The sequence below is a fragment of the Bartonella senegalensis OS02 genome (genome assembly GCF_000312545.1).
Classification (GTDB): domain Bacteria; phylum Pseudomonadota; class Alphaproteobacteria; order Rhizobiales; family Rhizobiaceae; genus Bartonella; species Bartonella senegalensis.
In genome coordinates this window covers 651091-666239 of the sequence record NZ_HE997540.1, presented here as the reverse complement: position 1 = coordinate 666239, position 15149 = coordinate 651091, and the positions used below count along the sequence as shown (strand labels likewise).

Genomic DNA, 15149 nt, shown 5'->3' with positions numbered 1-15149 from the left:
GTAAAAACTGTGTTGATCAAGTAATAAACCCAGCCTTTGAAATAGAGGGATGGGCTTTATTATTTGAGATGAGTTGCAACTTTATGGCTAAAAAGATAAATTGAAAGCAAATTTTATCCATGAAAATGGATGATAAAAACTTATCAGGAATACATGATGAAGGTCGACTATTATGAAATTCTTGGCGTGACTCGCGAATGTGATGATAAAAAGCTAAAGTCTGCTTTTCGCAAGCTGGCGATGCAATATCATCCTGATCGCAATGCGGGGGACAAAGAGGCAGAACGGAAATTCAAAGAAATTGGTGAAGCTTATGAAGTTCTCAAAGATCCTCAAAAGCGAGCTGCTTACGACCGGTTTGGCCATGCGGCTTTTGAAAATAATAACCACGGGGGAGGAAATCCCTTTAGTGGTTTTTCTGCCGGTGGATTTGCTGATATTTTTGAAGATTTTTTTGGCGATATTATGGGAGGTGGGCACCGTAAGCGCGGTGATGGTCGTGAGCGTGGCGCAGATTTAAGTTATAATATGGAAGTGACCTTAGAAGAGGCATTTTCAGGAAAAACCGCACAAATTAACATTCCTAGCTCTGTTGTGTGCGATTCTTGTGAAGGATCAGGTGCGAAAAAGGGCTCTAAACCACAAGTTTGTGGCACTTGTCATGGGGCTGGTCGTATACGTGCTGCACAAGGTTTCTTTTCCATTGAGAGAACATGTCCTGCATGTCATGGACGTGGTGAAACTATTAAGGATCCATGTCCAAAATGCCAAGGAACAAGACGGGTAGAGAAGAACCGTTCATTGAGTGTAAACATTCCAGCCGGTATAGAAGATGGGACGCGTATTCGTCTTTCTGGTGAGGGAGATGCTGGTATTCGTGGTGGTCCTAGCGGTGATCTTTATATTTTCCTTTCTGTTAAACCGCATGAATTTTTTCAGCGAGAGGGGGCAGATCTTCATTGTCGCGTTCCTATTTCAATGGTGACAGCTGCTTTAGGAGGAGAATTTGAAGTTTCCGATCTTGATGGTATCAAAGCACGTGTTAAAGTTCCAGAAGGGACACAAAATGGACGTCAATTCCGCCTGAAAGGCAAAGGAATGCCCATGTTACGTCGCCAGCAAGGGAGGGGTGATCTTTATATTCATATCACGATTGAAACACCGCAGAAATTGACGCAAGAGCAACGTGAATTGTTGCAAAAATTTGAGAAACTTTCAAATCACGAAAATTCACCACAATCGCATGGTTTTTTTTCGCGCATGAAGGAGTTTTTTGAAAATATTTCCGGTCAAAATCAATGAATACCTATCAAATGTGTGGAGCAAGAGCATTTTTGAAAGATTATTTGCACTCAATTTTTTATATGCATCATAATCTTGGAAGGGGTAGCATTCCTTTTGCTTGAAAAGAGAAGAGTTTCTACAAGTTATTTTAAAATAACCTATTGTGAGGGAGTTTTCATATTTCTTTTTAGAGCTTTTGGGGCAAATTTTGTTTCGAGTGCTATCAGATTTGAACAAAAGCGTACTCATGGACAATAGGCTATACTGGCAATCTCTCTCTGTAATGTCACTGTTCAAGATACTCTAGGTGTATGAGTTTTTTGTGATTTTTTTCTAAAAAAACCTATCTTTTTTAAGGTTTGTAATCAAACCATTGTTTAATTGTTTAAATGCAAAATGTAAAGTGGCTTGATCGCGAACAAGGCTTAAGGGGTTAGAATAAACAAAGTTTGCATGTATCGTAGCATTTTAGTGAAATATTTTAGAATATTTTCAGAATGTTATCTCTAGAGATGAGTTACAGAGATATTTTTCATAGGAATGTGCGTAAGATATTATCATCTATTCAAGTGGTTTTTTGAGAATGGAATTTACGTGATTACAGCTGTTTCTTGTTTGATTGGTTGCAGTCAATGCTGTTTATGTAAGTTGTTTATGTAAAAGGACGTGAATGACCCCAATGTTTCATCGCTTCAGGGGGTTAAATGATATCCTCATTTTTATTTCTTGAGAAAGTGGAGATCTCTACAAATGAACAGATGTATGTTGCTCTAAGATAACAGAAATAACAATTTTCCTATTGAATATTTTTATTTGTCAAAGTGGTTTTACGATGGGATCTTCTCTTATATTCTTATATATTGTGTTGTAAAAAACATTTATTTCGGATGGTAAACGATAGGATTTTTTATATTTTTTTGATGTGATTTTGTTGTTTTACGTCGTGTTTTATAAAAAGTAAGGACCTCTTTCTAATTGATATCCAACGTTCTGTATGCTTTATAACGCTGTTTTTCCAGAAAGCGCATGCTGTATATAATAAATTGGTTTATAAAGATAATTATCATTTTTTAACTTCAATAAGAGCTCCGAATATCGTAGGATTCTCTCATTTCAAATCCTTTTAGAATGAATCACTCAAAATCATTCTCGTGCCTGTTATAAGTGGGATTGATGTGTGGATAAAAACACTTAAAGAAAAAAATGTCTTTCATGAATTGTCTTAATAAAACAGGTGTCGCAATGCTGACAAAGAGAATAATGATGCTGGTTTGCTGCTTAATAAGCATAAAGTTGGTGATGCACAATGGATTTTTTATTTATCCTTCACGAATGACCTCATGAGGGTGAAGGGGTTTTTGTGCGTTAACGGATGCCTTTTTAAAATAAGTGCGTAAATGGGCAAAATAACAGTATTCTGTTTTTTTTCTTACGTTTTTTAATAGAAATTCATGTTCCTCAATGCATAAACAGCATGACGTTAAGATATTTCATACACAAATTTACTTTAAAGAAACAGTTTAATTAAATTTTAACCTCGTCCATTTCACGACAGCACCTGTAAATAGCATAAGCGTAGAATCTACAGGGCACTATATCATCTTTACCCTTATGAAGATACAAGCAGACACTTTCATGTATTTATCTGCTCCCAATTTTACGACTGCTTGCGGCATATAAAGATGATTCATAAGAGCCCTATTTACTTTTTTCTAAATCAGGTTTTTCCATACGCCAGTCCTTTTTATGAACTATCAATAAAAAGTTTCTTTTTGATTCATTATAAGAGGATTTAAAATAAGACAATCTTACAATTGGGTGCTCTTATCTAAATTGTAAGAAGATATATTATCATTATAAATCAAACAATTATTGTTTTTATAGCATGTATGATGGTGATTATTTAAAGGATATTTTCTAATTTCTTTTAGTAAGAAGAAGGTGAATTTTTAGTTCAAAATGGAGTTTAAGTGAGGAATCGTCGCGACTTAGTTTTTCTTCCATTGACGATATGGCAATGAGATTTACCATGATAAAAAATTTTGTTTTCTTCTATGAAATTAATAGTTTTATATATTCATTGTTAAAGATCCTACGATAGGATAAACTTGGTAATTTGAATGAATTTGAATATATAGGCATAACTTAAGAAATCTTCTAAATTATAATTTCAAGTCTTAGACATAAGGTCATAAAACAATGATGTTGTGCACGTCTGTTTTTTTAATTTTTTGATGTCAATTCTTTTAAAGAAAGATGCTTTTATTTCATCATGTTATGACTTTGGGTGGTAATTTAAAGAACAATCGATGATTTTCGGGGGAATAGAGAGAGTAAACTTTTTTCACTTTTCCTAAGTTCCACTAATAGAAGAAGTAATCAGGAGACGCTTTTAATGGATAATGTTGAAAATGGTGCTGCCGATATTTTTGAAAAACAAGCAGCATTTTTGTCGTCTGCTTTGCCTTATATGCAAAAATATGAAAATGAAACGGTTGTTGTAAAATATGGCGGTCATGCTATGGGTGATCCTGCTTTGGGGCAAGCGTTTGCACGTGATATTGCTCTCTTGAAGCAATCAGGTATTAATCCTGTTGTGGTTCATGGTGGAGGTCCTCAAATTGCTGAAATTTTAATGAAAATGGGGATTGAATCGCGGTTTGAAAACGGTTTACGCGTAACCGATGAACGGATCGTGGAAGTCGTTGAAATGGTTTTAGCCGGTTCCATAAACAAAGAAATAGTCGCGCTTATCAATGCGGAAGGTGAATGGGCAATAGGGTTATGTGGCAAGGATGGCAATATGGTTTTTGCCGAAAAAGCTTATAAAACTGTGATTGATCCTGATTCGCATATTGAACGTGTTTTAGATTTGGGATTTGTTGGTGAACCTGTAGAGGTTGATCGCACATTGCTAGATCTTTTGGCATGTTCTGAAATGATTCCGGTTCTCGCTCCCGTAGCTCCAGGTCGCGATGGCAAAACCTATAATATTAATGCTGATATTTTTGCTGGTGCCATTGCTGGTGCATTAGAGGCCAAACGCCTGTTATTCTTGACTGATGTTCCTGGTGTTTTGGATAAAAAGGGTAAACTTTTAAAGGAATTAACAATTTCTGAAGCTGAAAGCCTCATCAAAAATGGAACAATTTCAGATGGTATGATTCCGAAAGTAGAAACTTGTATGAAGGCTCTTCAAAATGGGGTGGAAGGCGTTGTCATTTTAAATGGTAAAACTCCCCATTCTGTCTTACTAGAACTGTTTACTGAACAGGGAGCGGGAACGCTGATCGTTTCGTAAGACGTACGAGATCAATTGGAGGATAAAGCCTTTCATGAAGAATATAAAACAGTTGAAACGTCCTTTATTAAGCAATCCAGAATTGGCATTATTTGCTGCGACAATGTTATGGGGTATTACATTTTTAGTGATTCACATCGCGGTACGCTATAGCGGTCCTCTCTTTTTTGTTGGATTTCGTTTTATGGTTGCATCACTTATTTGTGGGGCAATTTTTTGGCGTTCTCTGAAAGGTATAACCATTTATGAAATATTTGCTGGGATGGCTATCGCTTTAGGAATGTTTTTGGGTTACGCTTTGCAAGCAACGGGACTACAAACGATTATGAGTAGTCAGTCGGCTTTTATCACGGCGCTTTATGTTCCTATGGTTCCAATATTGCAATGGATTGTTTTTAAAAAGCCACCTCGTCTAGCTTGTTGGATCGGTATTATTTTCGCTTTTATTGGGCTTATCCTTATTTCTGGAAAAAAGTCTGGAAGTTTTGATTTTTCAAAAGGTGAAATTCTAACTTTGTTAGGCGCTGTAGCAATTGCGGGAGAAGTTATACTCATTGGAGTTTTTGCCAACAAGGTTGATAGCCGGCGTGTAACGATTATACAGTTATTTTTTAGTGGTCTTTTTTCATTTTTTTGTATGCCTCTGATGGGGGAGAGCATACCTCCATTTTCATGGGTATGGCTGAATATTGGTATAGGATTAGCATTGATGAGTGCTATCATTCAATTAGCAATGAATTGGGCACAAAAATCTATTTCGCCTACGCGTGCAACACTGATTTACGCGGGCGAACCTGTGTGGGCGGGCATTGTGGGGCGTTTAGCAGGTGAGCATTTATCTCCTTTAGCTTTGTTGGGGGGAGCACTTATTCTGATTGGGATCATTGTGGCTGAATTACAACCTTCACAGTGGCGAAAAAAAGAGGAAATGATTGAAAAAAGTGATTAACTTTGCCTCTCTCTTGTTATGATTTTATTTCCTGATGTTTTTTCACTTTTAAGGCAAGAAGAAAAGGGATCTTTTTAGAGTGGAATTTCTTCACAAATAATGCACTTTTTTAAAAGATATTGTACAGGAGAGCATGTTTCTAAAGTATGAAGAGTCGCGAAGGTCAACTGCTCTGATATGAGATTTTTTATTTTGTAAGACTGATGAAAAAGTGGGTTATTGTATCCAAAGAGAAAGAAACATTTTTTACAAATTTTATCGAAAGTGTATGCTCTATAAGCATTTCTGATACTATATGTTCATAATGCTGATATGGGTGATAAGATCAGCGGATATGAAAAAATTAAGAATATTTGGGTACTCGTTCAATTGATTTGATTCAGTTTAGTAAAAAAATCTTTATTTTTAGGGTATGAAGCGTTGTGTTTTGAGGAGCTTTTTTCGTTTATATTCTTTTGAAAGGTTTTCAAAGGAGCACAATTGGTCTTTGCGTTTTGTGCTATTCTTTGCTAAATCGCCTCTATGACAGTAGATCGTAATTATATCCGTAATTTTTCCATTGTGGCGCATATCGATCATGGAAAGTCGACGTTAGCTGATCGTTTGATTCAAATGACAGGAGGGCTTGAGACACGTGAGATGAAAGAGCAAGTGCTTGATTCCATGGATATTGAGCGCGAACGTGGGATTACGATTAAGGCACAAACAGTACGTTTACACTATAAAGCGAAGAGTGGTGAAACCTATATTTTAAATCTTATTGATACGCCTGGTCATGTGGATTTTGCTTATGAGGTTTCGCGGTCACTCGCAGCGTGTGAAGGTTCGCTATTGGTGGTAGATGCAAGCCAAGGTGTAGAAGCACAGACATTAGCGAATGTTTATCAAGCTATTGATAATTCTCATGAATTGGTTGTTGTTCTTAATAAGGTTGATCTTCCAGCAGCAGAACCTGAGCGTGTTAAAGAACAAATTGAAGATGTAATTGGTATCGATACCTCTGAAGCTGTGGAGATATCTGCAAAAACAGGTTTGGGTGTTCCTGATGTTTTAGAAGCAATTGTTACACAATTACCATCTCCGCATACTGGCGCTGTTAACAAGCCCTTAAAGGTGATGTTGGTTGATAGTTGGTATGATGCATATCTTGGTGTCATCGTTTTGGTACGGGTCATTGATGGTGTATTGAAAAAAGGCCAGACCATTCGCATGATGGGGACTGGAGCAAAATATCCAGTTGAACGCGTTGGTGTCTTTACGCCGAAGATGGTTCAGGTTGATGAATTAGGGCCTGGAGAGATTGGTTTTATAACGGCCTCTATCAAAGAAGTTGCTGATACGCGGGTTGGTGATACCATTACGGAAGAACGCCGTCCTTGTGAAGAGACATTACCTGGTTTTAAGCCAGCGCAACCGGTTGTTTTTTGTGGACTTTTTCCCATTGATGCTGCTGATTTTGATGATTTACGTGCAGCCATGGGGAAATTGCGCTTAAATGATGCCAGTTTTTCTTTTGAAATGGAAACTTCAGCAGCTTTGGGGTTTGGCTTTCGTTGTGGCTTTTTAGGACTTCTTCATCTTGAAATTATTCAAGAAAGGTTAGAGCGCGAGTTTAATTTGGATTTAATTGCGACAGCACCTTCGGTTGTTTATCGCATGAATATGCATGATGGTTCTGTCAAAGAGCTTCATAATCCATCGGATATGCCTGATATTGTTAAAATTTCCTCCATTGAAGAACCATGGATTCGGGCGACAATAATGACTCCTGATAACTATCTTGGATCAGTTTTAGAGCTTTGCCAAGAACGGCGTGGGGTACAGGTGAGTTTGTCTTATGTCGGGACGCGTGCCATGGTGACATATGATTTGCCGCTGAATGAAGTGGTTTTTGATTTTTATGATCGTTTAAAATCAATCTCAAAGGGGTATGCGTCCTTCGATTATCAGATGAAGGATTATATGGAGGGTGATTTAGTAAAAATGTCTATTCTGGTGAATGGAGAATCTATAGATGCGTTATCGATGCTTGTACACCGCACTATTGCGGAGAAGCGTGGGCGTTCCATGTGTGAGAAATTGAAGGACCTTATTCCTCAGCATATGTTTCAGATACCAATTCAAGCAGCGATTGGTGGTAAGATCATTGCACGCGAAACCATTCGTGCTTTACGCAAAGATGTCACGGCTAAATGTTACGGGGGTGATGTCACGCGTAAGCGCAAGCTTTTAGAAAAGCAAAAAGAGGGCAAAAAGCGAATGCGCCAATTCGGAAAAGTAGAAATTCCTCAATCGGCTTTTATTCAAGCACTCAAAATGAGTAAATAATGAAATAAGGGAGTATTCTCCCTTATTGATTGCTTTGTATTTTGTTGATAAGCAAAGACCTTTAAAGAGTGCGCTTTAATCACGTAAAAGATCATTAATGGATGTTTTTTCTCGTGTTTTTTGATCAACGCGTTTTACTATAACAGCACAATAAAGATTTGGACCGATTTCACCGTTTGGAAGTGGTTTTCCGGGAAGAGAACCTGGAACAACAACAGAATAGGGAGGAACTTCACCTATAAAAATTTCACCTGTTGCACGATCAATAATCTTTGTGGATTTTCCAATAAAGACTCCCATTCCTAAAACAGCACCTTCACGAATAATACAGCCTTCAACAACTTCAGATCGGGCACCGATAAAACAATGGTCTTCAATAATCGTTGGGTTTGCTTGCAGTGGTTCTAAAACACCTCCAATACCAACACCGCCAGAAAGATGAACATGTTTGCCAATCTGTGCACAAGAACCAACGGTGGTCCATGTATCGACCATTGTTCCTTCATCAACAAAAGCCCCAAGGTTGACAAAGGATGGCATCAAGATAACATTGGGTGCAATATAGGCAGAATGACGCACAATCGCTCCAGGAACTGAACGAAAATCCGCTTTTTGAAAATCCGCTTCTTGCCAATGAGAAAATTTTGAAGGAACTTTATCCCACCAATATGTTCCATTGACTCCACCGGCAATAATTTGCATAGGATTGAGCCGAAAAGAGAGAAGCACGGCTTTTTTCAACCATTGATGAACATGCCATTGTCCATTTTCTTGACGTTGTGCAACACGCAGTTCTCCTTTATCAAGAAGGTGTAATGCATGTTCGATACTCTCACGAATTTCACCCTTTGTGGTGGTATTGATAGAATTACGCTCGTCAAATGCTTTTTCAATAATCATTTCAAGTTGTGTGAGATCAGTCATGACCAGAGTTCCGTTAAACAAGTTGAAAGCTTCAAGATTTATTACTTTAATGACCTACGCGAAGAAATGTGTTCAGTCAATAAAACGATAAGCAAGCAGGATGGTTGTATGAAAAAAGGTTATAAAGAAAAAACAGAAGAAGAACAAAAACATTGGACACCACTTCTCCATACGAAGGATGCTCTACAACAGATAAAAAAAGTTTCTGATTCAGCACAAGTGCGCTCTCCTACTTATTGTTTAGCTTATATTGATCAAGAATTTATGATGCGTCCAGAACTCCGTTCACAACGTATTGGTCTTGAGTTTTTAAAGCCAGAAATAATGCTTCAAGAATGTGATATCCGATCAACAGTTGTTTTATTTGGTGGTGCACGTATTCCAGAACCTGGAAAAGAAGCATGGGCAGCAAAAAATCAAACACAAAAAAAGAATCTGCATGCTATGTCACATTATTACCATGAAGCAAGGGAATTTGCGCGTTTATGCTCATCCTATTCTGCTACGACAGAATATCGTGAATTTGTGGTTGTCACAGGGGGAGGACCAGGAATAATGGAAGCAGGGAATCGCGGTGCTGTTGATGTTGGTGCACCAACGGTTGGTTTGAATGTTGTTTTACCGCATGAGCAAGAGCCTAATTCTTATGTAACTCCGCATTTATGTTTTAATTTTCATTATTTAGGGATGCGCAAAATGCATTTTCTCATGCGGGCGAAGGCATTGGCTATTTTCCCTGGAGGATTTGGTACTCTAGATGAGTTGTTTGAAACATTAACTCTCATACAAACAGGACGGATGAAACGGGTTCCAATTTTACTCTTTGGCAAAGAATTTTGGGACAATGTAATCAATTTGGATTATTTATCAGCGCAAGGTACAATTTCTCCCTCCGATGTTGATTTGGTGAAATTCGTTGATACAGCAGCAGAAGCTTTTGAAGTAATTCGTGATTTTTATAAGCTTTCTTAATCGTTTTAAGGGACGTCACCTTTAAAAAGGTCGTTAATATTCCACTTTGGTCAGATAAAGTCCTGAAGGTGGTGCGACCATCCCACAGCGTGTGCGATCTTTGGCATGAAGAGCGGCTTCAAGATCTTGTACTGTCCAGCGTCCAATACCAACCTCCATGAGGCTTCCTGCAAATGAACGGATTTGATGATGGAGAAAAGAGCGTGCCTGTGCATAGAGGAAGATCTCTTCTCCTTCTCTTTGAACATCGAGACGTTCAAGGGTGCGAATAGGGCTTTTTGCTTGGCAATGTGCTGAACGGAAAGTGGTAAAATCGTGTTTTCCTACAAGTTTTTGGGCAGCTTCATGCATGACTTGCGCATTAAGGGGTTTTGGTATCCACCACACGCGTTTAGCATTTAGCGCTGGTGGAGAGCGGCGATTGAGAATTTTAAAAAGATAATGGCGTTTGATTGCAGAAAATCGTGCATCAAAACTATCAGGAACATTTTGTGCATGTAAGATTGCGATATTTTCTCCCTGTTTTTGCAAATGCGCATTAAGCGCATCACGTACAGTATGCGTATGCCAATTTTTTTCAAAATCAACATGTGCAACTTGTCCGGTCGCGTGTACACCAGCATCCGTTCTACCGGCTGTCGTAATGGTCAATTTTTGTCCACTAAAATGAAAGAGTGCCTGTTCCACAGCACTTTGTATCGTAGGAAGTTGTGCTTGGCGCTGCCATCCAGCATAATTTGAGCCATCATATTCAAGGGTGAGTTTAAAACGTGGCATATCAAAAAACAGCAGAAATATGAGCACCTTGCAAAAATATTGCACATTCGAGAATTTTACCGCCAGATCTTTGCAGATGGGTAACTTCAAGACACCCTTGTCCACAATGGATAATCAAAGAATCTGGTTCTTTTTCTATACGACCAATTTCAAGAGAAGGACGTTTCGTTAAGCGACTTCCAAGAATTTTTACACGTTCTTCTTGGCCGGCGATATTCATGTTACACCAGCAACCAGGAGAGGGAGAAAGAGCACGGATATATCTATGAATATGTTCTGCGGGCATTGTCCAATCAATGCGGGTTTCTTCCTTGTTGATTTTGGCGGCATAGGTGATGCCTTCTTCTGATTGTGGGGTAAGTTTAAGCTGTCCTTTTTCAAGAGCTGATAGAGCTTCTATCATAAGTTCTGCACCAATATGTGAAAGCTTGTTTGCAAGTTCACCGGTTGTCATGTTCTCAGTAATGGGGATGGAGCGAGAGAGAGCGATAGGTCCCGTATCAAGTCCTTCATTCATTTTCATAATCATCATTCCCGTTTCCTTATCACCAGCCATAATGGCACGCTGAATAGGTGCAGCACCACGCCAACGTGGTAAGAGTGAAGCATGGGCATTAAAACAACCAAAACGCGGTGTTTCAAGAATGGTTTTCGGTAAGAGAAGTCCATAGGCAACAATAATAGAAGCATCAACATCAAGTGCTGCAAATTGTTCTTGCTGTTCGGTTGTTTTGAGTGTTTGAGGGGTGAATACGGGAATAGATTTTTCTTCTGCTGCATTTTGCACAGGTGATGGGATCAATTTAAGACCCCGACGTCCTGCTGGGCGAGGCGGTTGAGTGTAAACAGCTACGATATCATGTTCCGCATCTAACAAAGCCTGTAAAATAGGAACAGAAAAACTCGGTGTTCCCATAAAACTTAATCTTAATGCCATTACAACACTGCATCCTGTGTATTTTTTTCTTTTGCACGTTTTTTAAATTTTCGTATCACCATATCGCGTTTGATCTTCGAAAGATGATCAATAAAAAGGCGACCATTTAAATGATCAATTTCGTGTTGTAAGCAAGTAGCAAGAAGATCATCTGCCTCAATTTCTGTTTGTTTCCCTTCACGATTTTGATAGCGAACACACAGACGTTTAGGACGTTCGACTTCTGCAAAATACTCCGGAATAGAAAGACAGCCCTCTTTGCAAATATTACGCTCATCTGAAAACCATAAGATTTCAGGGTTGATAATAACAAGAGGATTTTTCTGTTCATCTCGCGAGACATCTATGACCAACATGCGCATTGGTATGCCGATCTGAATAGCGGCAAGGCCAATGCCTTGAGCATGATACATGGTTTCCAACATATCATCAGCAAGCTTTTGAACAGCTGAATCAATATGCTCGACAGGTTTGGATATTTCCCGTAAAATCGGATCAGGTAAAATAACTAAAGGTTTTATTGGCATGAGGTACAGATTAATCAATGGTTTGTTATCGGTCAATATTGTATGATAGATTCTTACGCTTTTTTACAATAGGAGCGTTATATTATTTCTCATGTTCGATTCGTTTTTTTCTCTTATACTCGCTGATGAGCCTTTTGTTAAACTAAGTGCTCTGCTTTTACTAATACTCATTTGCGTGGTATCTTTTGTGCTGATACATTCTCATCGGAAAAAGGCACTTTGGGAAAGTGAAACTGCTGAGCGTTCTCGTGAAGTACAAATGCAGATGGCCACATTGCTGAAAACACAGGCTGAAATGCAAGGACGGATGCAGACGATGGCAGAAATTTTTGGTCAAAGACAGGCTGAATTGAATAAATCACTCAGTGAGCAACTCAATGGGATGACAGCCAATTTGGGCCAAACTCTTCAGGTGCAGACAAAATCGACTTATGAAAATTTGAATCGTTTACAAGAGCGTTTAGCGGTCATTGATGCAGCACAAAACAATATTCAATCACTTACGGGACAGGTTGTTCAATTGCAGGCAATTTTAAGCAATAAGCAGACGCGTGGCACTTTTGGTCAAGGACGGATGGAAGCAATTATTGCCGATGCCTTACCAGCGAATGCTTATGTTTTTCAAGCTGTTCTCTCTAATGGAAAGCGTCCAGATTGTCTTATTCATATGCCAAATAAGGCACCTTCTCTTGTTATTGATGCTAAATTTCCTCTAGAGGCGTGGAATGCTATGCGTAAAGCAGCATCAGCACAAGAACGTCAAGAGGCAGAACGCCAATTTCGTATCGACATGGAAGTTCATATTCGTGATATTGCACAAAAATATTTGATTCCTGGAGAAACACACGACACAGCTTTTCTTTTTGTGCCATCGGAATCGATTTTTGCCACAATCTATGAGGATTTTGAACCGTTGGTACAAAAAGCTAATCGAGCACATGTGATCATTGTCTCTCCATCTTTGTTGATGCTCTCTGTTCAGGTTGTACAAACTATTATGAAAGATGCACGAATGCGTGAACAAGCGCATTTGATTCAGTCAGAAGTAGCAAAATTAATGGAAGATTTTGGACGAATGGATACCCGTGTTCGCGCGTTACAGAAGCATTTTTACAAAGCGGGGGAGGATATAGAAGGGATTTTAATCTCATCCTCCAAAATTATGAAACGAGCGAACCGTATTGAAACTTTTCAATTAAAAGACAAGAACTCTGAGCCAATGGAGATGAAAACATCTGCTCAATCGCAAACATTGCGTTTGGTTGATGAAGAATAAAACAAGGCTCTCAGACATCACAAGTATGTCTCCTATCCTTTATGGATTGGTAATAATTTTTTAGTATCTATATGTTTTATTTCCTAAGGAGAGAAAGGGAGAAGATGCGACACCTTTTGTTTTTGGGGGCATTGGTGTTTCTGCTAGGGGGGTGTGCAACAACCACCCCGATTTATACAAACAATGCTTGCGCCGTTTTAGCACAAAAAGATGGTTTTTTTGATAATTGGGGAAAAGCTTCTAAAAGAGCAGAAATACGCTATGGCATTCCTATGCCTATTATTCTTGCAACCATTAAGATGGAATCGAATTTTCGCCATAATGCACGTCCTGCACGTACAAAATTATTTGGTTTTATTCCATGGAAGCGTCCGTCGACAGCGTATGGTTATTCTCAAGCGCTTGACAGTACATGGGCAATGTATCTTCGCTCTACGGGAAGATCTTTTGCATGGCGTACTAATTTTGCAGATGCCGCTGATTTTGTTGCTTGGTACCATCGCCAGAGTGTTCAACGCAATGGTGTGCGGTTTGATGATGCCTATAGCCTTTACTTAAATTATCATATGGGTCATGGTGCTTATGCGCATAGTCAAGGGGTTGTGCCTGGTGCACTTGCACAGGCAGCACAGCGTATGGCAATGATGTCTAGACACTATGATCAGCAATTAAAGGCATGTGGACGGCGTTAAGGAAGATTATAAAAATACCTGAAACAGGAATTCAATTGGTTTTCAAATTGACATAAGTACAGAATTTCTCACAACCTGAATGAGCAGCTGTCGTTTTAAAGAGAAAGCTCCTAATGCTCTCAAGCCCATTTTACGACGATGTCCGTGAAGGTAGGTAGTATAACGGTAATGCCACTGTGCACCACTTACGCTTGTGAAGGTGCAAGTCGGCGCCATTATACTATTTATCAGTTTCCAATATTGTAGAAGCCATTGCATTGAGACGGTTCATGAGAGGTATTTTTTACTTCTTATCTTTAAATTTTTTATCTACACGCCAACCCCGCTTGTGACGTGCAAGCGAATGATTTTGGGGGGGATTCACCATAAAGAGGTTTGAGATGAGAAAATCTTACAATATTGGGGTCTCTCATTCAACATGCAAAACGGTAAATTATCATTATAAATCAATGATTTGTATAATCATTCTATGAATTACCTCTCCATATGACAAGCAATTCTTTCAATGCATTTTAAGAATACGACGGGGAGGATTTTTTTATCAAAACCTTTGTTAAAACAAAGAGATGATATCACAAGGTAAAAAGTTCACTATAAAGGCTTGCTCATAAAATACATGAAAGACCACCAATCAGAAAATCTTTGTTTTTCGCTCTTTTTATAAAATTATAAAAGCCAAACAGCAGAGTACAAAAAGAAACAAAGACCAAAATATCAATATTCAAAAAGAAAGATTGATAATCTAAAGAGTAATGTGAAATTAAAAGCAATCATGCTTCTTGATGAAAACAATTACGAAATTCCTGAAATTGGAGTGATTTATTTCCAATTTATTCCAAAGAAGACTCGTAATCATACTTTTTCATGCAAGATCGGCAGAGTTTATAAAAACACCCAATATTTCTCGTAAAGTAACCTAGTGGAGGGTTACAATTTGCAGCTCATGCTCATTGGCTCCTGCAAGAGCGATAGAGCGCTCATCGGATAAAATAATTGGATAACCTGTTTCGCCAAACAGAGCCCATACTGTAATACCTGGAGTCATTGGTGGAAGATCTGGAAAGTTTTTAGCCAGATCATCTGTACAAACCTTTTTTAAATAAGCAATCTGCCCTGTATCAGAATGGGTTATATCTTGCAATGACAAGTTTTGTTTATGTTCTCCCATTTCATTATTCCTTT

The 15149-nt window shown here is 38.6% G+C and carries 13 protein-coding genes; 7 read left to right on the top strand and 6 right to left on the bottom strand.

Annotated elements, in window-relative coordinates; translation table 11 throughout:
* Nucleotides 1-156: 156 nt before the first annotated feature.
* The 4 genes from dnaJ to lepA all read left to right on the top strand — a co-directional run bounded on the left by dnaJ (nucleotide 157) and on the right by lepA (nucleotide 7862).
* On the top strand, nucleotides 157-1302 hold the full coding sequence (gene dnaJ, locus BN200_RS02630; protein WP_019220879.1) for a molecular chaperone DnaJ: 1146 nt from the start codon (nucleotides 157-159) through the stop codon (nucleotides 1300-1302).
* Between the two features lie 2377 nt (nucleotides 1303-3679).
* Complete coding sequence (gene argB, locus BN200_RS02625) at nucleotides 3680-4585, top strand: acetylglutamate kinase (protein WP_019220876.1); 906 nt, start codon at nucleotides 3680-3682, stop codon at nucleotides 4583-4585.
* A gap of 34 nt (nucleotides 4586-4619) precedes the next feature.
* Nucleotides 4620-5534 carry a DMT family transporter gene (locus BN200_RS02620; protein WP_019220875.1) on the top strand — a complete coding sequence of 305 codons (915 nt, stop codon included), beginning with the start codon at nucleotides 4620-4622 and terminating at the stop codon, nucleotides 5532-5534.
* A gap of 522 nt (nucleotides 5535-6056) precedes the next feature.
* Entirely contained in the window at nucleotides 6057-7862 is a 1806-nt protein-coding gene (lepA, locus tag BN200_RS02615) for a translation elongation factor 4 (protein ID WP_019220874.1), read from the top strand.
* A 75-nt stretch (nucleotides 7863-7937) separates the two neighbouring features.
* Here lepA and dapD read toward each other — a convergent pair whose 3' ends face one another.
* On the bottom strand, nucleotides 7938-8786 hold the full coding sequence (dapD, locus tag BN200_RS02610) for a 2,3,4,5-tetrahydropyridine-2,6-dicarboxylate N-succinyltransferase (protein WP_019220873.1): 849 nt from the start codon (nucleotides 8784-8786) through the stop codon (nucleotides 7938-7940).
* A 108-nt stretch (nucleotides 8787-8894) separates the two neighbouring features.
* Here dapD and BN200_RS02605 point away from each other — a divergent pair, with 108 nt between their 5' ends.
* Nucleotides 8895-9758: an LOG family protein gene (locus BN200_RS02605; RefSeq protein WP_019220872.1), complete on the top strand. Its 864-nt coding sequence runs from the start codon at nucleotides 8895-8897 to the stop codon at nucleotides 9756-9758.
* Between the two features lie 33 nt (nucleotides 9759-9791).
* On the opposite strand, the gene truA is transcribed toward BN200_RS02605, so the two are convergent.
* From truA to def, 3 genes are read right to left on the bottom strand one after another with little or no spacing between them, the layout of a single operon-like run.
* Nucleotides 9792-10535, bottom strand: a complete 744-nt coding sequence (gene truA, locus BN200_RS02600; RefSeq protein ID WP_019220871.1) for a tRNA pseudouridine(38-40) synthase TruA — start codon at nucleotides 10533-10535, stop codon at nucleotides 9792-9794.
* A 1-nt stretch (nucleotide 10536) separates the two neighbouring features.
* Nucleotides 10537-11472: a methionyl-tRNA formyltransferase gene (gene fmt / locus BN200_RS02595; protein ID WP_019220870.1), complete on the bottom strand. Its 936-nt coding sequence runs from the start codon at nucleotides 11470-11472 to the stop codon at nucleotides 10537-10539.
* Nucleotides 11472-11999, bottom strand: a complete 528-nt coding sequence (def, locus tag BN200_RS02590; RefSeq protein ID WP_034988659.1) for a peptide deformylase — start codon at nucleotides 11997-11999, stop codon at nucleotides 11472-11474. The genes fmt and def overlap by 1 nt, the downstream gene beginning before the upstream one ends.
* Before the next feature lie 91 nt (nucleotides 12000-12090).
* On the opposite strand from def, the gene BN200_RS02585 reads away from it, so the two are divergent.
* Entirely contained in the window at nucleotides 12091-13275 is a 1185-nt protein-coding gene (locus BN200_RS02585) for a DNA recombination protein RmuC (RefSeq protein ID WP_019220868.1), read from the top strand.
* Between the two features lie 104 nt (nucleotides 13276-13379).
* The gene (locus BN200_RS02580) at nucleotides 13380-13967 is read left to right on the top strand and encodes a transglycosylase SLT domain-containing protein (protein WP_019220867.1); all 588 of its coding nucleotides are present in this window, start codon (nucleotides 13380-13382) and stop codon (nucleotides 13965-13967) included.
* Nucleotides 13968-14009: 42 nt separating this feature from the next.
* Here BN200_RS02580 and BN200_RS09355 read toward each other — a convergent pair whose 3' ends face one another.
* The gene (locus BN200_RS09355) at nucleotides 14010-14183 is read right to left on the bottom strand and encodes a hypothetical protein (RefSeq protein ID WP_195886763.1); all 174 of its coding nucleotides are present in this window, start codon (nucleotides 14181-14183) and stop codon (nucleotides 14010-14012) included.
* 700 nt (nucleotides 14184-14883) lie between these two features.
* Nucleotides 14884-15135, bottom strand: a complete 252-nt coding sequence (locus tag BN200_RS02575) for a BQ00720 family protein (protein WP_019220865.1) — start codon at nucleotides 15133-15135, stop codon at nucleotides 14884-14886.
* Nucleotides 15136-15149 lie beyond the last annotated feature (14 nt).